At 73.0% G+C, this 22,695-nt stretch carries 21 protein-coding genes and 5 pseudogenes; 14 read left to right on the top strand and 12 right to left on the bottom strand.

Annotated features, from left to right (window positions below):
* Window positions 1-129 precede the first annotated feature (129 nt).
* The 6 genes from BJF79_RS63565 (at window position 130) to BJF79_RS37775 (ending at window position 3,101) form a co-directional block, all read left to right on the top strand.
* Window positions 130-774, top strand: coding sequence for an aminotransferase class I/II-fold pyridoxal phosphate-dependent enzyme (locus BJF79_RS63565; RefSeq protein ID WP_316043523.1), 645 nt, complete (start codon window positions 130-132; stop codon window positions 772-774).
* Window positions 720-1,031, top strand: a complete 312-nt coding sequence (locus BJF79_RS63560) for a hypothetical protein (protein WP_262403162.1) — start codon at window positions 720-722, stop codon at window positions 1,029-1,031. The genes BJF79_RS63565 and BJF79_RS63560 overlap by 55 nt, the downstream gene beginning before the upstream one ends.
* Entirely contained in the window at window positions 916-1,194 is a 279-nt protein-coding gene (locus BJF79_RS63555; protein ID WP_262403164.1) for a hypothetical protein, read from the top strand. Before BJF79_RS63560 ends, BJF79_RS63555 begins: the two co-directional genes overlap by 116 nt.
* A 97-nt stretch (window positions 1,195-1,291) precedes the next feature.
* Window positions 1,292-2,032, top strand: coding sequence for a GntR family transcriptional regulator (locus BJF79_RS37785; RefSeq protein WP_083734547.1), 741 nt, complete (start codon window positions 1,292-1,294; stop codon window positions 2,030-2,032).
* Window positions 2,033-2,145: 113 nt separating this feature from the next.
* On the top strand, window positions 2,146-2,817 hold the full coding sequence (locus BJF79_RS37780) for a Uma2 family endonuclease (protein WP_158079415.1): 672 nt from the start codon (window positions 2,146-2,148) through the stop codon (window positions 2,815-2,817).
* Between the two features lie 2 nt (window positions 2,818-2,819).
* Complete coding sequence (locus BJF79_RS37775) at window positions 2,820-3,101, top strand: hypothetical protein (RefSeq protein WP_075904583.1); 282 nt, start codon at window positions 2,820-2,822, stop codon at window positions 3,099-3,101.
* Window positions 3,102-3,113: 12 nt separating this feature from the next.
* Here BJF79_RS37775 and bioB read toward each other — a convergent pair whose 3' ends face one another.
* The 3 genes from bioB to BJF79_RS37760 form a co-directional block, all read right to left on the bottom strand.
* Window positions 3,114-4,109: a biotin synthase BioB gene (gene bioB / locus BJF79_RS37770; protein ID WP_262403161.1), complete on the bottom strand. Its 996-nt coding sequence runs from the start codon at window positions 4,107-4,109 to the stop codon at window positions 3,114-3,116.
* Window positions 4,093-4,932: a dethiobiotin synthase gene (gene bioD / locus BJF79_RS37765; protein ID WP_262403160.1), complete on the bottom strand. Its 840-nt coding sequence runs from the start codon at window positions 4,930-4,932 to the stop codon at window positions 4,093-4,095. The genes bioB and bioD overlap by 17 nt, the downstream gene beginning before the upstream one ends.
* Window positions 4,933-5,011: 79 nt before the next feature.
* Window positions 5,012-6,670, bottom strand: coding sequence for a carotenoid oxygenase family protein (locus tag BJF79_RS37760; RefSeq protein WP_075904580.1), 1,659 nt, complete (start codon window positions 6,668-6,670; stop codon window positions 5,012-5,014).
* Window positions 6,671-6,809: 139 nt separating this feature from the next.
* Here BJF79_RS37760 and BJF79_RS37755 point away from each other — a divergent pair, with 139 nt between their 5' ends.
* Window positions 6,810-7,304, top strand: coding sequence for a GNAT family N-acetyltransferase (locus tag BJF79_RS37755; protein ID WP_075904578.1), 495 nt, complete (start codon window positions 6,810-6,812; stop codon window positions 7,302-7,304).
* Window positions 7,305-7,475: 171 nt separating this feature from the next.
* On the opposite strand, the gene BJF79_RS37750 is transcribed toward BJF79_RS37755, so the two are convergent.
* The 7 genes and pseudogenes from BJF79_RS37750 to BJF79_RS37720 all read right to left on the bottom strand — a co-directional run bounded on the left by BJF79_RS37750 (window position 7,476) and on the right by BJF79_RS37720 (window position 14,579).
* Window positions 7,476-7,688, bottom strand: a complete 213-nt coding sequence (locus tag BJF79_RS37750; protein ID WP_075904577.1) for a hypothetical protein — start codon at window positions 7,686-7,688, stop codon at window positions 7,476-7,478.
* A 65-nt stretch (window positions 7,689-7,753) separates the two neighbouring features.
* Entirely contained in the window at window positions 7,754-9,091 is a 1,338-nt protein-coding gene (locus tag BJF79_RS37745; RefSeq protein WP_075904575.1) for an acetyl/propionyl/methylcrotonyl-CoA carboxylase subunit alpha, read from the bottom strand.
* Between the two features lie 46 nt (window positions 9,092-9,137).
* Window positions 9,138-10,292, bottom strand: a complete 1,155-nt coding sequence (locus BJF79_RS37740; RefSeq protein ID WP_316043521.1) for an HD-GYP domain-containing protein — start codon at window positions 10,290-10,292, stop codon at window positions 9,138-9,140.
* Between the two features lie 213 nt (window positions 10,293-10,505).
* Complete coding sequence (locus tag BJF79_RS37735) at window positions 10,506-11,852, bottom strand: HD-GYP domain-containing protein (RefSeq protein ID WP_075904572.1); 1,347 nt, start codon at window positions 11,850-11,852, stop codon at window positions 10,506-10,508.
* Window positions 11,853-12,461: 609 nt separating this feature from the next.
* A pseudogene (locus BJF79_RS37730) lies at window positions 12,462-13,359 on the bottom strand (NAD-dependent epimerase/dehydratase family protein).
* A 79-nt stretch (window positions 13,360-13,438) separates the two neighbouring features.
* The gene (gene rsrA / locus BJF79_RS37725; RefSeq protein WP_075904570.1) at window positions 13,439-13,741 is read right to left on the bottom strand and encodes a mycothiol system anti-sigma-R factor; all 303 of its coding nucleotides are present in this window, start codon (window positions 13,739-13,741) and stop codon (window positions 13,439-13,441) included.
* An 89-nt stretch (window positions 13,742-13,830) separates the two neighbouring features.
* A pseudogene (locus tag BJF79_RS37720) lies at window positions 13,831-14,579 on the bottom strand (sigma-70 family RNA polymerase sigma factor).
* A gap of 220 nt (window positions 14,580-14,799) precedes the next feature.
* On the opposite strand from BJF79_RS37720, the gene BJF79_RS37715 reads away from it, so the two are divergent.
* Window positions 14,800-15,600: a class I SAM-dependent methyltransferase gene (locus BJF79_RS37715; RefSeq protein WP_075904568.1), complete on the top strand. Its 801-nt coding sequence runs from the start codon at window positions 14,800-14,802 to the stop codon at window positions 15,598-15,600.
* Window positions 15,601-15,603: 3 nt separating this feature from the next.
* On the opposite strand, the gene BJF79_RS37710 is transcribed toward BJF79_RS37715, so the two are convergent.
* A complete protein-coding gene (locus BJF79_RS37710) occupies window positions 15,604-16,374 on the bottom strand; it encodes an SOS response-associated peptidase (protein ID WP_075904566.1) in 771 nt (256 codons plus the stop codon).
* A gap of 51 nt (window positions 16,375-16,425) precedes the next feature.
* Between BJF79_RS37710 and BJF79_RS37705 the strand changes: the two genes are divergently transcribed.
* From BJF79_RS37705 to BJF79_RS66040, 6 genes and pseudogenes are all read left to right on the top strand, one after another.
* Entirely contained in the window at window positions 16,426-17,337 is a 912-nt protein-coding gene (locus tag BJF79_RS37705; RefSeq protein WP_075904565.1) for a DoxX family protein, read from the top strand.
* Between the two features lie 36 nt (window positions 17,338-17,373).
* Window positions 17,374-18,660, top strand: a pseudogene (aroA, locus tag BJF79_RS37700) (3-phosphoshikimate 1-carboxyvinyltransferase).
* 69 nt (window positions 18,661-18,729) lie between these two features.
* Window positions 18,730-19,710, top strand: a complete 981-nt coding sequence (gene rsgA / locus BJF79_RS37695) for a ribosome small subunit-dependent GTPase A (RefSeq protein WP_262403159.1) — start codon at window positions 18,730-18,732, stop codon at window positions 19,708-19,710.
* Window positions 19,711-19,749: 39 nt separating this feature from the next.
* Window positions 19,750-20,019, top strand: a complete 270-nt coding sequence (locus BJF79_RS37690; protein ID WP_083734545.1) for a protein kinase domain-containing protein — start codon at window positions 19,750-19,752, stop codon at window positions 20,017-20,019.
* A complete protein-coding gene (locus BJF79_RS37685) occupies window positions 20,007-20,732 on the top strand; it encodes a serine/threonine-protein kinase (protein WP_143220753.1) in 726 nt (241 codons plus the stop codon). Before BJF79_RS37690 ends, BJF79_RS37685 begins: the two co-directional genes overlap by 13 nt.
* A 416-nt stretch (window positions 20,733-21,148) precedes the next feature.
* Window positions 21,149-21,832 (top strand): annotated as a pseudogene (locus BJF79_RS66040) (hypothetical protein); the annotation flags it as partial.
* A gap of 155 nt (window positions 21,833-21,987) precedes the next feature.
* Here the strand turns inward: BJF79_RS66040 and BJF79_RS63545 are convergent.
* Window positions 21,988-22,503 (bottom strand): annotated as a pseudogene (locus tag BJF79_RS63545) (DUF3488 domain-containing protein); the annotation flags it as partial.
* Between the last annotated feature and the right edge of the window lie 192 nt (window positions 22,504-22,695).

The raw sequence follows: 22,695 nt of genomic DNA, 5'->3' as shown, positions 1-22,695 counted from the left end.
ACGAGCGGACGGCCGTGCCGGGGCGCGCGGGGCCGCGGCCGGCGGACCCCCTCGCCCGGCTCCGGGACGCGGCCGCGTGGCGGCACGCGGCCCGGGCTCCGCCGCACGCTCCGCCCCCGCACCCGCGGCCTGATCGACCTGGCGTCCAACGACTACCTCGGGCTGTGCGACGACCCCCGCCTCGCCGCCGGCGCCGCCGCCGCGGCCCGCGCCTTCGGCACCTGCTCCACCGGGTCGCGGCTGGTCACCGGCACCACCGAGCTGCACACCGAGCTCGACCGGCGGCTCGCCGCGTTCACCGGCGCCGCCGCCGGGCTCGTGTTCTCCTCCGGTTTCCTCGCCAACCTCGGCGCCGTCACCGCGCTCTCCGGCCCGGACGTCCTCGTGGTGTCCGACCGGACGAACCACGCCTCGATCGTCGACGCCTGCAGGCTGTCGCGGTCCCGCGTCGAGATCGTCCCGCACCGCGACGTCGCCGCGGTCGCCGAGGCGCTCGCCGGACGCGACGAGGACCACGCGATCGTCGTCACCGACGCCGTCTTCTCCGTGGACGGCGACCTCGCCCCGCTCGCCGAACTGCACGCGCTCGTCCGGTCCCACGGCGCCCTCCTCGTCGTCGACGAGGCGCACGCCCTCGGCGTCGTGGGCCCCGGCGGCCGGGGCGCCGCGGCCGCCGCGCGGGCCTCGCGGGCGAACCCGACGTCGTCCGCACGCTCACGTTGTCGAAATCGCTGGCTTCGCAGGGCGGAGCCGTCCTCGGCGCCCCCGAGGTGATCGACGCGCTGGTCGACACGGCGCGCTCGTTCATCTTCGACACCGGACTGAACCCGCCGGCCGTCGCGCCGCGCTCGCGGCCCTCGACGTGCTGGAGTCCGACCCGGGCCTGCCCGCCGCGCCCGCGCGGTCGCCCGCCGGATGACCGCCCTCGCGGCCGGTTCCGGCCTCGAGACGGCCGCGCCCGCGGCCGCCGTCGTCCCCGTCTATCTGGGCGAGCCGCACGCCGCCCTGCGCGGCGCGGAGATCTGCGCTGACCACGGCGTCCGCGTCGGGTGCTTCCGCCCGCCGTCGGTACCGAAGGGACGCGCGTGCCTGCGGCTGACCGCACGCGCCACCGTGGACGAGTCGGACCTCACAAGCCTCGGAACCGCCCTGGCGGAGATCGCGCGCGCTACCGGTCGTAGTCTTCACGCATAACATCGGGGAGAACCGATGATGAACGTGAGGAGATGCCGTGACGGAGGTCAGGGGCGGGCCCCGGCACGGGGGCGGGCACGGCTTCGATCGGGCCGCGTTGAGCGACATCGGTAGGCACCACTCCAGCCACGCACCCCGCATCCCGAAGTACTACAAGCTCAAAGAGCTGCTGGTCGAGCTGATCCAGTCGCTGCCGCCCGGCAGCCCGCTGCCGCCCGAACGCGCGCTCGCCGAGAAGTACGAGACGTCCCGCACCACCGTCCGGCAGGCGCTCGCCGAACTCGTCGTCGAGGGCCGCCTGCAGCGCATCCAGGGCAAGGGCACGTTCGTCGCCAAGCCCAAGGTCGCGCAGGAGCTCCAGCTCGTCAGCTACACCGAGGACATGCGGCACCACGGCCTGCGCCCCGAGACCCGCATCCTGGAGGCCGGGTACGTCAGCGCCGACGAGCACCTCGCCGCGCTGCTGGCCATCCGCCCCGGCGGCCGCGTGCTGCGCGTCCACCGGCTGCGGCTCGCCGACGGCGAGCCCATGTCGATCGACACCTCGCACCTGCCCGCCCGCCGCTTCCCCGGCCTGCGCCGCGAACTGTCGCGGCACCACTCGCTGTACGAGACGCTCGCGACGGCCTACGACGTCCACCTGACCGAGGCCGAGGAGACGATCGAGACCGTCCTGGCCACCCCGCACGACGCCCAGCTCCTCGGCGTCGACGTCGGCCTGCCGATGCTCCTGCTGTCGCGGCACGCCTTCGACACGACGGGCCAGCCGGTCGAGTGGGCCCAGTCCCTGTACCGCGGCGACCGGTACAAGTTCATCACCCGCCTCCGCCGCCACTGACCGTCCCGCGCCCTCCCTCCGGACGATGAACGGAGTGCGACGTTCCGCATACACTCCGAACATGTGTTCGTTACGATGACGGAGGTCGGATCGTGAGGGAGAGGCCACGGAACGTGAGTATCCAACCGGAAGTGCACGTGTCGGATTTGCCCGACACGCCATACAACCTGTGGGTACGCGGCGAACTCGATGAGTACATCGACGCCCCCGAAGGGTCACGCGTCGAAATCATCGAGGGAGAAATCGTCGTGTCCCCCGCTCCCACGCTCGCTCACGGCACGCCCATCCGCTACATCACGCGAGCATTCGAGCGAGCCAAATTCGACGACCCCGACTTCCCCTGGGAAGCCCAGCAGATGACCGAGTTGAACCTCGTCGGCGTCTGGCAGGCGTTCATCCCCGACCTCGTGATCACCACCGGGGAGATCCTGCAGGCCGCTTCGGACGCTGATCTGCCCCGGCTCGTATCGGACGAGATCGAGATGGCCGTGGAGGTCACCTCCAAGAACGGCAAGGGCGACGACCTGCCCCCCAAGAGAAGCGAACGCCGCAAGCAGGGCAAGAAGCCGAACAAGTGGACCGGGTACGCCCGGACCGAAATCCCCTACTACCTCCTGGTGGATCGCTCCCCCAAGGTCGCCCGGACGACGCTCTATTCCATCCCCGACCAAGGCACGGGCGCGTACCTGCACCAGGAGTCCTGGGAGTTCGGCGAGACGATCCACCTCCCCGACCCGTTCGGTGTCGAGATCGACACCGCCCACTGGAAGCCCTGGAAGGACTGACCGTGGGCTACTACGTCGTCCACCACGACTACGAGATCGAGCTGCCGGAAAAGCCCATCGATCTCTGGTGCAAGGACGAACTCTGGAAGTACGTCAAGGTCGAACAAGGCGCCAAGATCGAGATCCTCCGAGGCGAGATTCACGTCCAGGGCGCGCCGGCGCCGTCTGAGATCGACACCGGCGTTCACCCGCTCCAGTACGCCCGCGATATGGAGGATCGGATGGAGAAGCGCATCGAGAAGCTGATCGCGGATCTACATGCCCGGCGCGTCACGGACGAGTGACCCGCCGACGCCTCAGAGGGTCTGGCTGAGGGCCTTGATGGGCATCTGGAGGTCGGTGAGCAGGTCGAGGTCCTTCTCGGCGGGGCGGCCCAGGGTCGTGAGGTAGTTGCCGACGATGATCGCGTTGATGCCGCCGAGCATGCCGTCGCGGGTGCCGAGGTCGCCGAGGGTGAGTTCGCGGCCGCCCGCGTAGCGCAGGATGGTGCGGGGCAGCGCGAGACGGAACGCGGCGATGGTGCGCAGCGCGTCCGGGCCCTCGACGAGCGGCAGGTCGGAGAACGGGGTGCCGGGACGGGGCGCGAGGAAGTTCAGCGGCACCTCGTCGGGTTCGAGTTCGGCGAGTTCGGCGGCGAACTCGGCGCGCTGCTCGATGGTCTCGCCCATCCCGACGATGCCGCCGCAGCAGACCTCCATCCCGGCGTCCTTCACCATGCGCAGGGTGTCCCAGCGCTCCTCCCACGAGTGGGTGGTGACGACGTTGGGGAAGTGCGAGCGGGCGGTCTCCAGGTTGTGGTTGTAGCGGTGGACGCCCATCGCGGTGAGCTCGTCGACCTGCTCCTGGGTGAGCATGCCGAGCGAGCACGCGATGTTGATCTCGACGGCGTCGTTGATCGCCTTGATGCCGTCGCGCACCTGCGACATGAGTCGCTCGTCCGGGCCCCGGACGGCGGCGACGATGCAGAACTCGGTGGCGCCGGTCTTCGCGGTCTCCTTGGCGGCCTCGACGAGCTCGGGGATGTTCAGCCACACCGAGCGCACCGGCGACTCGAACTTGCCGGACTGCGAGCAGAAGTGGCAGTCCTCGGGGCAGCCGCCGGTCTTGAGCGACACGATGCCCTCGACCTCGACCTCGGGACCGCACCAGCGCACCCGGACCTCGTGCGCGAGCGCGAGCAGCTCCTCGAGACGATCGTCCGGCAGCGTCAGGCACTCCAGAACCTGGGCGGCGGAGAGACCTTTGCCCTCCTCCAGAACCTGCCGACGGGCCGTCTCAATGATGTCGCTCACGCGGCCGCCTCGCCCAGGGGCTCGGCGGCCGGCCTCGCCTGGCGGCTCGGCCATGCGTGAGCTGCGCTGCTGTGTTTTCTGGTTCGCTTCGCTCACGTGTTCTCCTTATCGAGTCCGAAGCCATCACGGAAAGTAGCAGGGTCGAAGGCGCCGCCGAGCGCGGGGGCCAGGCCGCGGTGGGCGGCGACGAGGAACTCGGGGGCGTCCAGGGCGCCGCACCGGCGGGCAGCGCGCCCGCGAGGGGGCGGGCGGCGATGGTCTCCAGGTCCCGGATGTTGCTGCGCTGCGCGAGGTCGGGCCGGTCCGGCCAGGCGCCGATGACGACCCCGGCGAGCTGCACCCCGCGGTGCGCCATCGCCTCCAGCGTCAGCGCCGTGTGGTTGAGGGTGCCGAGGTCGGGACGGGCGACGACGACGACCGCGGCGCCGAGCCAGCGCGCCAGGTCGGCGATCGTGCCGCCCTCCTCGTCGTAGCGGACGAGCAGGCCGCCCGCGCCCTCGACGAGGACGAGGCGGCGGTCGTCCGACAGGGCCCGGACGCGTTCGGCGACCTGCGGCAGCCGCACCGGCGGCGTCCCGGCGAGCCGGGCGGCGGCGGCCGGTGACAGCGGGTCGGGGAACCGGGCGAACTCGTGCACGTCGCGATCCCGGCGAGCCGGCGGACGTCGTCCAGATCGCCCGGCTCGGCCGGGATCGACGCCCGTCTGCCCGGGTTTGACGACCGCGACCGACGTGCCGCGCGCGGCGGCGACGGCGGCCAGTGCGGCCGTCACGACCGTCTTCCCCACTCCGGTACAGGTCCCGGTGATCACGAGCACGCTCACGCCCGGCACACTAGCGCGGGCCCCGGTGCCCGGTCCGTCGCCGATTCCCACAGGATTCCGCGGGGCGGTTTGTAACCGGTCAGCCGCCGAAGCCCTCGGCGACCTCGCGGGTGAGGGTCCGCAGCTCGGGATCGAGCTGGTCGAGGCGGGCGTCGAGGTCGTCGGCGAACCGATGCCGTTCGACGTCCGGGGCGGGGCGGGCCTCGGGCATCCACGCGGAGTGGATGAGGAACGGGACGGTCGTACCGGGCGGCGGCGCGAGGACGGCGACGGGGCCGCGGCCCACGTCGGCGGCGTCGAACAGTTCGACGCGGAACCGGTCGTCGTTGTGGACGGCGACGACGAGGTAGCCGTCGTGCCCGCCCGGGGACGACCCGGCGTAGCGGGTGCCGCCCTGCCCGCGCGGGACGAACGACGGCGACGTCGGGTAGTCGTCGAGCGCGAACGTCCATTCGGCGAGGGGCTTGAGGTCGTCCCGGTCGTGCGAGACGAGCACGGCCGGGGTCTCCTCGGCGGGGAACAGCGAGGTGTCGATGCGGCCCTCGTAGTTGCGGAGCGCGCGCTGGTTGATCCCCTCCGGGTGGAAGCCGATGTAGACGAGGTGGTGGCGCGTCGGGTCGGTCTGCCCCTCCATGCTCCAGTCGATGGCCGACAGTTCGGCCTGCCACCAGCGGGACGAGTCGTGGGCGCGCGCGCGTTCGCGCACTTGGCCCGTCTCCGGGTCGAACTGCAGGACGGTCGTGAGCGCCGGGGTCATCCCATGGCAGTACATCCCGCGCAGGGCCGGGTCGATGGGGCGACCGCGCAGGTCGAGGTCGTCCTCACGCAGGTACATGCCGATGTCCACGCCCGGGGTGTGCTCCATGACGATCTGGACGCCGTCGGAGTCGTCGTAGCTCGCGTAGAAGTGGTTCACCTCGGGCGCGATGCGGAACTCCTTGCAAGTCACCGTGGACACCCCGGGCTTGAGGTCGTCCTTGCGGATCAGCAGGACGGGCCCGTCGGGGTTGTTGGCGACCGTCCGGTCCGCGCCGAAGATCTCGTCGACGTCGACCTTGAAGGCGGTGTCGGCGAGGACGAGCCAGTCGCGCGTCTGCGTGATCGTGTGCGTGGCCTGCGGCAACACGGCGTTCTCGACGTCCCAGCGGTGCACCCGCGAGCCCGTCCCGTCGTAGCGGATCACCGAGACGGTGCCGGCGAGGACGTCGCGGCTGACGTTCCACATGCAGCCGCGGTCGGGGTCGATCACGGGGTGCGCGGTCGAGGAGATCAGCGGCAGCACGGCCTGGTCCATCGCGGGTTTCCAGTCGTCGCGGTGCCCGACCTCGGCGACGAACTCCAGCGTCACCGGGTCGACCTCGACGGGCCGTCCCGCGTCCCACGTCGCGAACAGCCGGTCGCCCCACGGCAACGGCGCGGTGTTCGCGCAGTTGACGAACCCCCACGGCGAGCTCGTGCCGACGGGCCCGGCGGTGAACAGGTCGGGGCGCGCGCGCTTCAACCGGACGGACGGGGTGTCGAGCACGCGCGCGCGCCACGGGAACCGTCCGTCCGGACCGGGCCGCAACGGCATCCGCGCGATGATCCCGTCGCCGAAGAACGCGTGCAGCGGATGGCTGCGCTGGTCGGAGGTGCTGACGACGAAGTGGCCGCGCGCGTCGTCCGGCCAGGCGCCCGCCACCACCTCCAGGTCCATGTCGGGGTGGTCCTCGCCGAGGATCGAACGCGGTATCGGCATGACGCCTCCTGGGGTCGGCTCCAGCCAGTCGACCCCGTCGGGCAGGGCGTCGTCAACCCTCTAACGACTACTGTCCGGTCTGTCTCCTCCCACGGCTAATCTGGGCATTCCCCCGTCGAACGGAACCGGAGATTCATCGATGCCCGAACCCGTGACCGTCCGGACGGCCCGCCCGGACGAGTACGACCTGATCGGCGCGCTGACCGTCGAGGTGTACGTGCACAGCGGGCTGGTGTCGCCGGAGTCGTCCTACGTGGCGACGCTCGCCGACGCCGCCGACCGCGCCGCCAAGACCGAACTGCTGGTCGCCGACGCGGGCGGCGAGATCGCGGGGGCCGTCGCGTACTGCCCGCCGGGCAGCCCGTACGCCGAGCTGGCCGCACCGGACGAGGCCGAGTTCCGCATGCTGGCCGTCCTGCCGAAGGCCCGCGGCGCCGGCGCCGGACGCGCGCTGGTGACGGCGTGCGTCGACCGTGCGCGCACCACCGGCCTGCGCGGCCTGCGCCTGTCCACGCAGCCGAACATGGTCGACGCGCACCGCCTCTACGAGCGCATGGGCTTCGCCCGCACCCCCGACCGCGACTGGTCCCCGGTCCCCGGCCTGCGTCTCCTCACCTACGCCCTGACCTGGTAGCCCGCGACCCCGGCCCCGCCCCGCGAAGCTCCGCACCGGCGGAAACCCATCCGAGCCCGTCCAACCCGAACACCCACGCGGTCCCCGGCCCGACGTCCGCGCAGCGCACCGATGGCCCGGCGGGCTTGAGGTTCGCCGGGGACGGCGTGCGCTCGCGTCCGGCGGACGAGGTCAGGTGCGGGACGGGGCCGGGGTTTCCTCGTCGTGGCCGAGGTCGCCGTGTTCGGAGCAGCGCGCCGTCCAACCGAGCGGCGTCACCTGGACGATCATCCGGCGGCGGCAGCGCGTGCAGTAGCGGGGCGGTTCCATCCGCCGCGCGGCGCGGCAGGCCGCGTGGTCGTCCCGGTCGGCGGGCTCGCCGCAGCGGTCGCAGTACGTCTCCACGGTCGGTTACCGTACCGCCGCGTCGGTCGGCGGCGGCGTCTCGGGTCGGCCGCGGCGGTTCTTCGTCAGCGGGCGCGCATGCGCGCGACCAGCCCGGTGTCGTAGGTGCCGTCCGCGAATTCCGGACGGGCGAGCAGTTCGGCGTGGAAGGGCAGGTTCGTGGCGAGTCCCTCGATGCGGAACGCGTCCACGGCGGCGCGCGCGCGGCTCAGCGCGTGGGCGCGGTCGTCGCCGTGCACGCAGAGCTTCGCCAGCAGCGTGTCGTAGTGCGGGGTGACCTTGTTGCCCTCGGCGTAGCCGGCGTCGATGCGGATGCCGTCGCCGACGGGCTCCTCCCACACCTTGATGCGTCCGGGGGCGGGCAGGAAGCGTTCGGGGTCCTCGGCGTAGACGCGGAACTCGATCGCGTGGCCGCGGGGCTCCATGAAGGCGTCCGGGACGGGCTCGCCCGCGGCGATCAGGAACTGCATCTCGACGAGGTCGACGCCGGTGACGAGTTCGGTGACGGGGTGCTCCACCTGGAGGCGGGCGCTCATTTCGAGGAAGTGGCATTCCTGCGCGGCCGGGTCGACGAGGAACTCGACGGTGCCGGCGCCGCGGTAGCCGACGGCCTCACCGGCCCGGACGGCGGCGGCCAGCATCCGTTCGCGCAGTTCGGGGGTGACGCCGGGGGACGGCGATTCCTCGACGAGTTTCTGGTGGCGGCGCTGCACGGAGCAGTCGCGGTCGCCGAGCGCGACGACCGTCCCGTCGGGCAGCCCGAGGATCTGCACGTCGACGTGCCGGGCGTTCGGGACGTAGCGTTCGAGGAGGATGTCGGCGCGGCCGAAGATGCGTTCGCCGCGGGTGCGGGCGTTGTCGTAGGCGCGGCGCAGGGCGGCTTCGTCGTGCGCGGCGCTCATCCCGATTCCGTTGCCGCCCGCGGCGGGTTTGACCATGACGGGGTAGCCGATCCGCCGCGCCTCTTCGGCGGCGGTGTCGGCGTCCGGGACGGGCTCCCACACGCCGGGCACGACGGGGACGCCCGCCTCCTTCACCAGGTTGCGCGCGTTGATCTTGTCGCCGAGCCGGGCGATGGCGAGCGGCGGGGCGCCGACCCAGGTGAGGCCGCGGGCGGCGACCTGCCGGGCGAACTCGGCGTTCTCCGCGAGGAACCCGTAGCCGGGGTGGACGGCCTGCGCGTTCGTCCGCCGCGCCGCCTCGATGATCGCGGGGGCGTTGAGGTAGCTGCGGGCGGCTTCGGCGGGGCCGATCAGGATCGCCTCGTCGGCTTCGGCGACGAACGGCAGGTCGGCGTCGGCCCGCGAGTACACCGCGATGGCCTTGAGGCCCATCGCGCGGGCGGTGTGGATGATCCGGCCGGCGATCTCTCCCCGGTTCGCCACGAGCACGGACTCGAACACCTGCGGACTCCTTCGGGGACGGCGGCCTGGCCGGGATCATTCTCCCCTACGGCCGGGTGCGGCGGTCCACCACGCGGCTGAGCGCCTCGACGACCGTCGGATCGTACTCGGCGGCCGAGTCGAGCCGCAGCCGTTCCAGGACGGCGGCGCCCCGGTCGCGGTCGGGGGATTCGCCGACGAGATCATCGTAGGCGTTGGCGACCTTGATGATGCGGCTGGCGAGGGGCGGCGCGACGGGACGATCGGTGCCGGCGTCCGCGGCGTCCGCGTCGTCGGCGGGACGTCCCGTCCGGTAGGGGTGCGAGGAGAGCCGGACGATGTCGGCGACCCGGTCGAGGACGCCGGTCTCCTTGATGACCTCGGCGCCGAGTTCGGCGATGCGGCGCTGTTCGGTCGGGGACGCCAGGACGGTGGCGCCGCCGGGGATCGGGTCGCCGAGGGACAGCTGCCCGATGTCGTGCATGAGCGCCGCGTACTCCAGTTCGAGGAGTTCGGCCTCGGCCATGCCGAGTTCGCGGCCCATCGCGACGGCGAACGCGGCGACGCGCCGGGAGTGGCCGGTCTCGACGTAGCCGCCGACCTCGGTGACGCGCGACAGGGCGCGGACGGTCTGCAGGTAGGTGGCGCGGACGCCCGCGTACCGGCGGAACGCGAACTGGGTGACCAGGATCGGCACCGTGAAGATCAGCAGCGCGGCCTGCCCCATCGCGGTGGTGGACACGGCGATGAGCATGGCGGTGGCGCTGGTCGCCGCGCACAGCGCCATCTTCGCGCCGATCTCGTCGCGCAGCGCGATGCCGAACCGGGTGCGGACGGCTTCGGCGCGGATCAGCGCGGCGATCACCACGTCGGTGAAGCAGGACGCGACGACGATCAGGCCCATCGAGGCGAGCAGCAGGTACCAGGGGAGGGCGAGGTCGAGGAGCGGACGGAAGCACAGCGCGACGATCGAGACGGTGAACAGCCGCCGGGCCATCGCGTCCGGGCGCGGGGTGCGGCCGACGGCGATGTGCGGCAGCGAGCCGATCAGCATCCCGGCGGCGGTGACGGCGACGACCTGCAGGGGCGAGTGGACGGCGGGGACGACGCCGAGCGGCGCGTCCCGCGGGGCGCCCTCGGGGCCGATGCCGACGAGCAGGGCGTAGCCGATGGCGCCTGCGGTGGCGATGGGCGCCATCTCGCGGTTGCCGGGCATCACCATGCGGAACAGCTCGCCGAGCGCGATGAGGACCCCGAAGATGACCGCGATGTCGGGCTGGACGAGCCCGACGGCGGCGACCTGGGTGATCGCGACGATGACGAAGAGCCCGGCGGTGGCGATGAGCAGGAGCTGGCCGGAGTCGATGGTCTGCCACGCGCCCGTTCCCGGGCGCGGATCTGGGTACTGGTCACGCTTGCTTTCCCGCCGGGTCGGTCACTTGCGGACTTCGTCCCCGGCGACGCGCAGCGGCGCGCTGGGGTCGTCGTGGTCCTGCCGGGTGGTCTCGGCGACGTCGTCGTCGGGCGGGGTCACCGGCTCGGGCGGCTCCCAGCCGTCCCGGTCGAGGGCGCGCAGGAACGCTTCGACCATGACGGGGTCGAAGTGGTCGCCGATGCAGCGTTTCAGCTCGGCGACGGCTTCCTCGATGCTGCGGGCGGGGCGGTAGGAGCGGGTGGAGGTCATGGTGTCGAAGGCGTCGGCGACGGAGATGACGCGGGCGAACTCGGGGATCTCGTCGGCGACGAGGCCCATCGGGTAGCCGCGTCCGTTGACCTTCTCGTGGTGGTGCATGATCCCGGCGAGGGCCTCGTCGAGGAAGCCGATCTCGCGGACGATCTCCAGCCCGCGCATCGGGTGCAGCTGGATCGCGGCGAACTCCTCGGCGGTGAGCGAGCCGTTCTTCTGCAGGACCTTGGTGGGGACGCCGAGCTTGCCGACGTCGTGCAGCATTCCGGCGTAGCGGATGGCCTCGACCCGGTCGGGCCGCATCCCGATCTCCTTGGCGATCATGACGGAGCCGCGGGAGACGCGTTCGGAGTGGCCGCGGGTGTAGTAGTCCTTCGTCTCGACGGCCTGGCAGAGCGACGCGAGGGTGGCTGCGTGCGCCTGGTGCTGGTCGTGCGCCTGCTCCATCGCCCAGCGGGCGATGAACAGCGGCAGCAGCACCAGGACGGCGGCGAGCGGCCCGACGCGCGGCCACAGCCCGGCGATGAGCAGGCCGAACATGCCGTAGGCGAGGCAGCCGACGGCGAGCTGGCCGCTGTCGCGGATCAGTTCGCGGGGCGCCGCCTGCCGGCTGAGCAGCAGCACCACGGTGGTGAGCGTCAGGTTGACGGCGACGAAGGCGACGAGGGCGCCGAGGAAGGGGCCGATGACGTTCTCGACCCAGCGGGCCTGCTCGGGGCGGAAGCGGTCGCCGCCGAGGACCTCGAAGACGGTTCCGGCGATGAAGCCGCTGAGCGCGAACTGGGCGCCGTTGAAGAGCCGTTTCTCCGGCGCGAGGATGCGCTGGCCGGTGACCACGGCGCAGCAGCCGAGCAGCGCCGCACCGGCCGGGCCGAGGAGCACCACCGAGGCGAGGCTGGCGGCGAAGCTCATCGAGACGCGCGCGCGCTCGACGTTCAGCCTGGCCGGTGCGCTGTCGCACACGAGGAACAGCACGGCCAGCACGGCCAGCTTGCTCCAGTCCAGCTCCGCGAAGGACGACGTCGCGATGAGGCCGGTCGCGAGGACGACCACACCGCACACGTACGCCCAGGCAGCGAGAGGTAGTCCACGCATTGCCGCCCCCTCGGGGATGACGAATGGGCGGGCCGCCGCCGGGATCGCTCGTGCCTGCCGGCACTAGACCCAGGACACGCCCTTGGGCATCATCAGCGACGACAACGCCGTGGCGCTCGAGTGCCGGGCCGTACGGACAGGCATCTCGCGATGCAGCATGACTCCTTGCCTCCCCCCGCGGGAAATCCGGAACGCCGGTGCCGGACCGGCCGGACGGGAGTCCGATGACCCCGACCTCCGGGCGAGCACATACCCCGAATTCCCGGGTGCGCACCGTGCTCCCGTCGCTGAATTCGGCACAAGCCTAACGCGAACTGCCCAGGTCACACAGGCATGCGAGGAATCGTGAGCAAAGTGTGAACCAACCGTCACCTTAAGTGATCATTTCCCGGCCACAATGTACGCAACGTATGCGCACCATACTTATGCACGACGTCAATGCACGTGCACAGGGCAAACAGTAAACTAAACAACCAGAAATGGTCCCGGAAAGGGACGTACCAGGCATTCGCCGACGATCGACACCGCAGACGGCATCACGGGCGGTTCCCGGACGCATCCCCATGCGGCGCCCCATTCGACTCCCCCACCGGCTCCCCGCGGCCGCGCTCAGCGCCGCTCGCGGGCCCACGCGACCGTCTCGGCGAGCCCGTCCGGCAGCGCCGTCCGGGGCGTCCAGCCGAGAGCGCCCCGCGTCGGCCCGGGGTCGATCGCCATCGCGGGCAGGTCGCCGAGCCGCGGCGCCGCGAACTCGGGGTCGTCCGGCGCGGCCGCCGCCGCGGCGACGAGCGTGTGGAGTTCGCGGTCGGTCGTCTGCAGCCCGGTGCCCACGTTCAGCCGGAGGCCGCCGCCGCGCTCGTCCACCGCGCGGGCGAACGCGTCCACGACGTCCAGGACGTACACGTAGTCGCGGGTCTGCGTGCCGTCGCCGTACACCTTCGTCGGACGCCCGTCGAGCAGCGCGTCCGTGAAGATCGACACGACGCCGGCCTCGCCCTCGGGGGTCTGCCGCGGCCCGTACACGTTCGCGAGCGTGAGCGTGGTGAAGTCGACGCCGTGCAGCGCCCGGTACGTCTGCGCGTACACCTCCCCCGACACCTTCGACGCCGCGTACGGCGACGCGGGCCGCAGTTCGGCGTCCGGCGGGACGGGCAGCGCGTCCGGCACCCCGTACACGGCGCAGCTGGAGGTGAACACGATCTTGCGGCCGCCCGCCGCGCGCGCCGCTTCGAGGACGTTCGCGGTGCCGAGCACGTTCGTCCGCGAGCGGTTCGGCGACGCTGACCCGCACGCTGACCTGCGCGGCCAGGTGGCAGACGACCTCGGGCCGCCGCGCGGCGGCCCGCGCGGCCAGCGCGGGGTCGGCGACGTCGAGTTCCCAGAACTCGATGTCGCGGCGGACGTTCGCGCCGGAGGACAGATCGTCCACGCCGACGACCTCGTGGCCGTCGGCGAGGAGCCGGTCGACGAGATGGGAACCGATGAAGCCGGCCGCGCCGGTGACCATTACGAGCACGGGGAAACGATAACCCGCGCGGCCCCGTCCGCCCGGTCGACCGCCCGTCCGGCCCCGTCCGGAGGTTCGGTCAGGCGGTTTCGGTCTCGGCCCGTTCGGCGGTGTCGGTCGACTGGATCTCGCCGCAGATCTGCTCGATGCGGCCGAGGACCTTGGTGCGCAGGTCGTCGGGCGCGGACTCGCAGCCGCAGGACTTGTTCACCAGCTTCTTCACGGCCTCTTCGAGGCCGTACTCGCGCAGGCAGGGCCCGCACTCGTCCAGATGCTGGCGGACCTCGCCGCAGCCGCCCTGGTCAAGTTCGCCGTCGAGGTAGGTGTAGACCCGGGCCAGGACCTCGTCGCAGGGGGTGTCATGGTGACTGCCACAGCTCATGGCTCACTCACCCTTCTCGCTCACCGCGCCGCGGAAGGGCGCGGTGTCCGGCATGTCGCTCCGCTCCGGGCGGCGGACGGACGCGTGTTTCATGACCGTCCTCCGTTCGCCCGCGTGAGGCCGCGGTCCTGAGCGTAGTCCTCGAGCATGCCGCGCAGCTGGCGCCGGCCCCGGTGCAGCCGCGACATCACCGTGCCGATGGGCGTGCCCATGATGTCGGCGATCTCCTTGTAGGCGAATCCCTCGACGTCGGCGAGGTAGACGGCGATGCGGAACTCCTCCGGCAGGTCCTGCAGCGCCCGCTTCACGTCGGTGTCGGGCAGGTGCTCCAGCGCCTCGGCCTCGGCGGACTTCAGCCCGCTGGAGGTGTGCGACTCGGCGCGCGCGAGCTGCCAGTCCTCGATCTCCTCGGTGGCCGACTGCTGCGGCTGGCGCTGCTTCTTGCGGTAGGAGTTGATGAACGTGTTGGTCAGGATGCGGTAGAGCCACGCCTTGAGATTCGTGCCCTCCTTGAACTGGTGGAAGGAGCCGAACGCTTGGCGAACGTCTCCTGCACGAGATCCTCGGCGTCCGCCGGGTTGCGCGTCATGCGCAGCGCGGCGGAGTACAGCTGGTCCAAGAACGGGAGCACATCGCGCTGGAAACGCTCTTGGCGCTGCTCCACGGTCTCCGTGGTGCCCGGTACCTGACCCACCCCCTCGTCTGCGGCGACACCGGCCGTGTCGTCCCCGACAGACGATATCGGTCCGCGCAACTTGAGCGCGCCTCTGGGTGCCGGTGCCTTGCCGAGGGCCGATACCCCGGCTCCGCGCGGGTAATCGGCAACGGCCGTGGTCATGGGAACCCCACCTCCGGCGGTACTCGTTCGTCTCACGCTTATGAGACGGTGCAACGCCGGGACGTCCCCGTCGATTCCCGCGATCTGGATCACGGTCCGGATCGCGGTCGCGGCCCGGGTTGGGAGGCTTTCCGGAGTGTCCTGCACGGGGGTGATGACCGGGCCCGGACGGGGAAGAAGTGACCTATATGGCGAGAACAGGAGCAAAGCGGTGCTACCGGTGCCGGCACGACCTCCCGAGCCCACCATCGCCAGCCTGCGCGATCCCTCCGGCGACGGAGCGGGGGACTCTCTGGAGCGCTACTGGACCTTCTACTGGGCGGTGGCCGACGCCCAGCTGTCGCGGTGGCTGCCGCGCGGCCCGTCCCGGGTACTGGACCTGTCCGGACGGGACGGGCGGTGCGCGGGCCGCGCGGCCGGGGCCGGCCACTCGGTGCTGGAGGTCCGCGATCCGCTGCTGGAACGGGCCGCGCCGGACGGCGCGTACTGCCCGCCCGGCGACGACGAGCGGACGGCCGCCACGATCCCGGTGCTGGGCGATTCGGGGACGCTCGCGTTCCTCGACGACGCGTCCGTGGACGCCGTCGTCGCGGAGAACCGCGTCCTGTCCCGGCACCTGGCGACGGAGGAGACCGTCGGCGAGATCGCCCGGGTGCTGCGTCCGGGCGGCCGCGTCCTGCTGTGCGTCGACTCGCTGACGCTCGGCATGGCGCTGCTGGCCGAGCGCAACTACTGGGCGCACCTGTCGGACGTGCCGAGCGCGGAGGTCGTCCTGGTCCCCTGGCCGGACGGGACGATCACCCGGTGCTTCGGCGCCGAGCAGCTGCGCGAGCTGCTCGGCGGCGCGGGCCTGGAGGTCGAGTGGATCAAGCCGCGGACGGTCCTGTCCCCCTCGACCGTCGAGCACGTCCTCGGCCGTTCGCCGCGCGCGCTGCCGCGGCTCGTCCGCACCGAGCTCAACGCGCCGCCGGGCGACGAGTCCCTGGGCATCCACCTCCTGGCGAGCGCGGTGCTGCCGTAGCGGTCAGAACAGCGCGCCCGGACCGTCGCCCGCGCCGTCGCCGGGGGCGGCCGGTGCCACGAGTTCGGGCCCGTTGTTCCGGACGTTGTTGACCGCCTTCGACACCGGGAAGGCGTCCATCGTCCCGGCCATGGCGGGGACGAGCAGGCTCCGAACCCGGTCGGGGTCGGTGAGCGCCGGGTCGAGCCAGGCGTCCCGGCGGTCCGGCTCGACGACCATGGGCATCCGGTCGTGGATGCGGCCGAGGTCGTCGGGCGCGTCGGTGGTGATGACCGTGCACGTCCAGAGCCAGTCGTCCTCGGGCGTCTTCCACAGCTCGTACAGCCCGGCCATCGCCATGACCTCGCCGTCCTTGGGGCGGATGAAGAACGGCTGCTTCGGCGGCTTCTTCGGCTTCGGCTCGGCGTCGCCGTTCTGCAGGACGTACCACTCGAAGTAGCCGTCGGCGGGCAGCAGGCAGCGCCGCTTGGCGAACGCGCGGCGGTAGGACGGCTTCTCGTGCACCGTCTCGGCCCGCGCGTTGATCATCCGGTTTCCGATGGCGGGGTCCTTGGCCCACGGCGGGACGAGGCCCCAGCGGGCCGTCCGCAACTGCCGGACGGGCTGTGCTTCCTCGGGCGCGTCCCTGGGTGCGCGGTCGAGGACGACCGGGACCTGTTTGGTGGGCGCGACGTTGTAGTCGGCTTCGAGCTCGCCGTCGACCGCGTCGACCTGCACGCGGAACTCGTCGAGCAGATCCTGGCGGGCACGGGAGGTGGCATATCGTCCGCACATGTGTCCATCCTGCCGCGCATGAGGGGTGCGGCGCTGGGCATGTAGCGGGTCATGCGACCGTTCACGACTCTGGCCCGCCCGTTCGTGGCGGCCCCTTTCATCATGACCGGACTGGACGCGATGCGGGACCCGCGGGAGCGCGCCGAGCGGGTCGCGCCGGTGGCCAAGCCGGTGACGGACCGGCTCGAATGGCTCCCGAAGGACCCCGAAACGCTCGTCCGGATGCAGGGCGCGCTCAGCGCCGGCACCGGCGCGCTCCTGCTGACGGGCCGGTTCCACCGGCTGACGTCGCTGCTGCTCGCCGCCCAGGTCGTCCCCGCGCTGGCGACCGAGCACCACTTCTGGAAGTGGGACGACCCCGCCCCCCGCGAGAACGAGCGCGCGCACCTGCTGAAGAACGCGGCGCTGTTCGGCGCGCTGCTGATGGTGGCGGCCGAGCCGCGCCGGGCGCCCCGGCTGGCGGAGGTACGGCGGGCGGCGCGGGAGACGCAGATCAAGCGGGGCGCGGAGGCGCGCGCGCTGCGCTCCGGGCCGCGACGACGCTGGCGGGACGCCCGCCGCGAGGCCGCCCGCCAGGTCCGCTCGGCCCGCGCGGAGAGCGTACGGAAGGCGGCGAAAGGCGGCAGGCCGGCCATGGGCTTCCGCGCCGGGAAGAGCGCGGGCAAGGGCATGGGCATCGCCCAGAGCGCGAAGAGCATGACGAAGGGCATGGGCAAAAGCGCCAAGGGCATGGGGAAGGGGACCAAGACCATGGGCGTGGGGCCGTTCAAGGTCGTCGCCAAGAACACGGGCAGGAACGGCACCGGCACCCTCCAGGCGCGCATGCAGCAGGGCAAGCAGGCCGGCAGGACCATGAAGGCCGGGACGTCCGCGCAGGCGCAGCGCGCGATGAAGGCGGGACAGTCCGTCCGGACGGGCACCGCCGTGCAGGCCGGAAAGGTGATGCAGGCCGTCAAACGCTGACGCCGTCCGCCCCGGGCCCCCGATAACCTTGGGTTCATGGCCTCTCCCTCGTCTCCGCACTGGTCGGCGCCGGTCGCCGACGGGCCCGTGGACGCCGTCGTGGCGTTGCCCGGGTCGAAGTCGATGACCAACCGGGCGCTGATCCTGGCCGCGCTCGCCGACGAACCGGTCTGCGTCCACCGCCCCCTCCGCAGCCGGGACACCGAGCTGATGGCGGACGCGCTGCGCGCGCTCGGGATCGGGATCGGCGACGACGGGGACGACTGGCAGACCCTCCCGGGCGAGCTGCGGGGCCCCGCGCGGACCGACGTGGGGCTCGCGGGCACCGTGATGCGGTTCCTGCCGCCGCTTGGCGCGCTCGCGCGCGGCGAGGTGCGATCGACGCGATCCGCGGGCCCGCGAACGTCCGATGGGGCCGATCATCGCGGCACTGCGGGCGCTCGGCGCGGAGATCGACGACGGCGGGCGCGGGGCGCTGCCGTTCACGGTGCGCGGGACGGGCGCGGTGGCGGGCGGCGCGGTGACGATCGACGCGTCGGGGTCGTCGCAGCTGGTGTCGGGGCTGCTGCTGGCGGCGCCCCGGTTCGGCAAGGGCGTGGAGGTGCGGCACGAGGGGCCGCCGGTGCCGTCGGCGCCGCACCTGGCGATGACCGTCCAGATGCTGCGCGACGCGGGCGCGACCGTCGAGACCGGCGACGACCTGTGGCGGGTCGCGCCGGGCCCGCTGCGCGGCGGGCACTGGACCATCGAGCCGGACCTGTCGAACGGGCGAGCAGTTCCTCGGCGCCGCGCTGGTGGCGGGCGGGCGGGTCACCGTCCCCGGCTGGCCGGACGCGACGACGCAGCCGGGCGACGCGCTGCGCGGCCTCCTCGCGGACATGGGCGCCGAGGTGTCGCTCGGCGCGGACGGGCCTGACGGTGCGGGGCCCGGGCGCCGGGTCGTACGCGGGGCTGGAGGCCGATCTGCACGAGGTCGGCGAGCTGACGCCCGTCCTGGCGGCGCTCGCGGCGCTCGCGGGGTCGCCGTCGCGGCTGACGGGCATCGCGCATCTGCGGGGGCACGAGACGGACCGGCTGGCGGCGCTGGTCGCCGAGCTGAACCGGCTGGGCGGCGACGCCAGGGAGCTTCCGGACGGGCTGGAGATCCGGCCGCGGCCGCTGCACGGCGGTGTCTTCCGCACCTACGACGACCACCGGATGGTGATGGCGGCGGCGGTGCTGGGGCTGGCCGTTCCCGGCGTCGAGGTGGAGAATCCGGGCACGGTCGGCAAGACGATGCCGAACTTCACCGGGCTGTGGGCGTCGCTGCGGGCGTCCGCGTGACGACGAGCCCGCCGACGAGAGGCCGGAGCGCTGGCGAAACGACGTGACTACGACGAGGACGACGTCCGGGTGCGGCCGGGGCGGCACGGGTCGCGGCCGCGCACCCGGCGGCGTCCGGCGCACGAGGACGCGACCGCCGCGCTGGTGATCGCGGTGGACCGGGGCCGCTACCGCTGCCTGGCCGAACCCGGCACCGGCGACGAGCGGGCCGTCACCGCGATGCGGGCCCGCGAGCTCGGCCGCAAGGGCGTGGTGGTGGGCGACCGGGTGGCGCTGGTCGGGGACGTGTCGGGCGCGACGGACACGCTGGCCCGGATCGTCCGGGTGGAGCCGCGGTCGTCGGCGCTGCGCCGGACGGCCGACGACACCGACCCGTTCGAGCGGATCGTCGTCGCCAACGCCGACCGGCTGGTGATCGTGACGGCGCTGGCCGATCCGGAGCCGCGGCCCCGGATGATCGACCGGCAGCTCGTCGCCGCCTACGACGCGGGCATGGACCCGCTGCTGTGCCTGACCAAGGCCGACCTCGCCGACCCCGCCGACCTGATCGCGCAGTACGCGCCGCTCGGCTTCCCGTGCGTGGCGACGCGGCTCGGCGGGGAGCAGGGCGACGGCGACCTGAGCGAGCTGCACCGGCTGCTGTCCGGGCGGACGAGCGTGCTGGTCGGGCATTCGGGGGTCGGCAAGTCGACGCTGGTGAACGCGCTGGTCCCGGACGCCGAACGGGCGGTCGGGAACGTCAACGCGGTCACCGGGCGGGGGCGGCACACGTCGTCGTCGGCGATCGCGCTGGAGCTGCCCGGCGCGGACGGCTGGATCATCGACACGCCGGGCGTGCGGAGCTTCGGGCTCGCGCACGTCGACCCGGCGAACGTGATCCACGCGTTCGAGGACCTCGCGGAGGGCGCGGCGGAGCGCTGCCCGCCGCAGTGCGACCACTTCCAGGACGACTGCGGCCTGGACGGCTGGGTCGCCGAAGGGCACGCGGGCCGGGCCCGCCTCGACTCGCTGCGGCGGCTGCTCGCCAGCCGCGAGGGCGAACCGGAATAGCCGTCCGGGACGGGGCGCGGCGTCTGTATCGTCCCTTCCATGCCTTCAGTGATCGCTGACCGGTACGAGCCGGTGGAGCTGCTCGGCCGCGGCGGGATGGGCGCGGTGTGGCGCGCCCGCGACCGCGTCCTGGACCGCGAGGTCGCGATCAAGGAGGTCACGCCGCCCGCCGGGCTGGACGACGAGCAGATCGCCCGGGTGTACACGCGGACGTTCCGGGAGGCGCGGTCGGCGGCGCGGCTCGACCATCCCGGCATCGTCACCGTCTTCGACGTGGTCGAGGAGGACGGCCGCCCGTGGATATCGTGATGCAGCTCGTCCGGGCGAAGTCGCTGGACGCGATCGTCAAGGGCGAGGGGCCGCTGCCGCCCGCCCGGGTGGCCGCGATCGGCCTGGACCTGCTGGACGCGCTGCGCACGGCGCATGCCGCCGGGGTCGTGCACCGCGACGTCAAGCCCGGCAACGTGCTGCTGCCGCCGAACCGGGCCGTGCTGACCGACTTCGGCATCGCGACCGTCGCGGGCGACGAGACGATCACCCAGACCGGCGCGATCATCGGCTCCCCCGCGTACCTCGCGCCGGAGCAGGCCCGCAGGCAGAAGGCGTCCCCGGCGTCGGACCTGTGGTCGCTGGGCGCCACGCTCTACGCGGCCGTCGAAGGCCGCCCCCCGTACAAGCGGGCGGACGTGTGGGGCGTGATGGGCGCGCTGCTCGCGGACGAGCCGGACCCGCCGCGGCTCGCGGGCGCGCTCACGCCCGTCCTGTCGGGCCTGCTGCGCCGCGACCCCGAGCAGCGGATCGGGCACGAGGAGGCCGAACGCCTCCTCCGCCGGGCGGCGGGGTCGCCCGCCGAGGCCTCCGTGGGGTTCGTGCCGCCGGATTCGCTGCCGCACCTGACGCAGCCGCGCCCGCCGGTCGACGCTCCGACGCACCCGCCGCAGGTCACGACCGTCCCGCCCGGCGCGTCGTGCGGCCGGACGGCGGGCGGCCCGGCGGCGGGAAGGGCGCGCGGTGGGCGCTGATCGTCCCGGCGGGGGTGTTCGCGGTCGTGCTGGCCGCCGGGGCGATCTCGGCCGCCGTCTTCCTGACCTCGTCGGACCAGAGCAACGAGCGACCCGGAGGGGCGTCCGGCTCGTCCGGTTCGTCCGCCTCACGGTCGCCGGGGGGCGGCTCGGCCGGGGCGATCGACGTCCCCGACGGCTACGAGCCGTACCAGGGGCCGGGGTTCACCGTCGCCGTGCCCGAGGGGTGGAAGGCGGAGGCGTCGGGCGACGACGTCACGTTCACCGATCCGGCCGAGGGGAGCAGGCGCGGCATCGCCGTCCAGCGGATCGCCGGGGCCGCCGCGGACCTGGGCGGCTCCCTCGCCGACGCCGCCCAGAACTTCGCGGAGGACCAGTCGTACAAGGATTACGAGCAGCTCGACTTCCAGCGGAACATGCAATACCGGGGGCAGTCCGCGGCGCAGCTGGAGTTCACGTTCACGCAGGACGGCGTCGCGGGCCGCTGCCGCGTCCGGGTGTTCCGGTTCAACGACGCCGTCTACCAGACCGTCCTGGTCAGCCGCATCGAGCAGTGGGACGGGGTCGTCCCGCACTACGACACGTTCATGGAGACCTTGCGCGCGCCTGACGGACCGGCGCGACACAAGGTAATTCTCCGCGTTTCGACCGTCCGGTTTCGGTCCGCGCAGGCCGTGACCGGCCATTTCCCGGGCCGGGAATTTCCGCGGAACCCGCTTACCGTCATTTATATGCCTCAAGTCATCGCCGGACGGTACGAGCTGGTGGAGCCGCTCGGCCACCACGGGACGGGTCTCCTGTGGCGCGCCCGGGACCTCGTCCTGGATCGGGAGGTCGCGGTCCAGGAGGTGTCCGTCGACCACCTGGGGGACGACCCGGCGGGACGGGCGCGGGCGCGCGTCGCCGAGGATGCGCGGGCGGCGACCCGGCTCGACCATCCCAGCATCGTCACCGTCCACGACGTGGTCGAGGAGGACGGCCGCCCGTGGATCGTGATGCAGCTCGTCCGGGCCCGGTCGCTCGCCGCGACCGTCGAACGGGACGGGCCGCTGCCGCCCGAGCGGGTCGCGGCGATCGGCCTGGACCTCCTTGACGCCCTGCGCGCCGCGCACGCCGCCGGGATCGTGCACGGCGACGTCGAACCGGGCGACGTCCTGCTGCCGCCGGGGCCCGTCCCGTCCCGCGGCGCCGACCAGCGCCGCCGCGCCACCAGCGGCCCCCAGCCGCCGACCTGCTCGCGGGAGTCGGCCATCAGCAGCGCGAGGAACCCCAGCGCGCCGACCGCGAACGGCACCCAGCCGATCCCGTCGTCGCGCACCGCCGCCGGGACGCTGTACATGGCCAGCAGCGGCAGCCCGGCGGGCGCCGCGCGGCGCATGCCCACCGCCAGGAAGTCCACCAGGACCGCGACCAGCCCGATGCCCGCGGCCGTCAGCATCCCGATCCCGGGCAGCACCGGCACCGGCGCCGCGTACCGGTTGGCCGCCCCCCAGCCGGAATCGGCCAGGTCGGCGAGATGCCGCAGCGATATGGGCGTGGGCACGAACCCCAGCACCGACTCCCGCGCCGCGTACACGAGGTTCAGGCACAGCAGCAGGGACAGCAGCGCCACGAGCGGCTGCAGCGGGGCGGGCAGCCGCAGCCGCCGCGCGACCAGCCCGCCCGCGGCCACCGCGAGCACCGCGCCGAGCGCCGCCGCGAACCAGCCCGCCGTCTCGAACAGCGGGTACAGCCCCACCGCCCCGGCGAGCGTCGCCAGCGCGGCCGTCATCGTCATCCGCAGCCTCATGACCCGCCCTCGTAATCGGTCAGCTCGTCGTCAGCCCGCGCGGGCCGGATCGTCGCCGGTCCGCGCCCACGCTCCGCCAGCTCCGCGGCCGTCCGGACCGTCACCACCCGCCAGCCGCCCGCGCGCAGCAGATCCTCCGCCCGCCGCGGCGCCCCGCCGTCCGCGCCCGCGGCG

This window comes from Actinomadura sp. CNU-125, assembly GCF_001942465.1.
Classification (GTDB): domain Bacteria; phylum Actinomycetota; class Actinomycetes; order Streptosporangiales; family Streptosporangiaceae; genus Spirillospora.
The sequence above is the reverse complement of the archived record's forward strand: the minus strand, read 5'-3'. Positions and strand labels throughout refer to the sequence as shown.

Excerpts from the sequence above, each read along its gene's own strand:
- rsrA (WP_075904570.1), bottom strand. The coding sequence starts at position 13,741 with ATGAGCTGTGGCAGTCACCATGACACCCCCTGCGACGAGGTCCTGGCC.
- BJF79_RS37735 (WP_075904572.1), bottom strand. The coding sequence starts at position 11,852 with ATGCGTGGACTACCTCTCGCTGCCTGGGCGTACGTGTGCGGTGTGGTC.
- BJF79_RS37755 (WP_075904578.1), top strand. The coding sequence starts at position 6,810 with ATGCCCGAACCCGTGACCGTCCGGACGGCCCGCCCGGACGAGTACGAC.
- BJF79_RS37705 (WP_075904565.1), top strand. The coding sequence starts at position 16,426 with ATGCGACCGTTCACGACTCTGGCCCGCCCGTTCGTGGCGGCCCCTTTC.
- BJF79_RS37710 (WP_075904566.1), bottom strand. The coding sequence starts at position 16,374 with ATGTGCGGACGATATGCCACCTCCCGTGCCCGCCAGGATCTGCTCGAC.
- BJF79_RS37690 (WP_083734545.1), top strand. The coding sequence starts at position 19,750 with ATGCCTTCAGTGATCGCTGACCGGTACGAGCCGGTGGAGCTGCTCGGC.
- BJF79_RS63555 (WP_262403164.1), top strand. The coding sequence starts at position 916 with ATGACCGCCCTCGCGGCCGGTTCCGGCCTCGAGACGGCCGCGCCCGCG.
- BJF79_RS37740 (WP_316043521.1), bottom strand. The coding sequence starts at position 10,292 with ATGGTGATGCCCGGCAACCGCGAGATGGCGCCCATCGCCACCGCAGGC.
- BJF79_RS37760 (WP_075904580.1), bottom strand. The coding sequence starts at position 6,670 with ATGCCGATACCGCGTTCGATCCTCGGCGAGGACCACCCCGACATGGAC.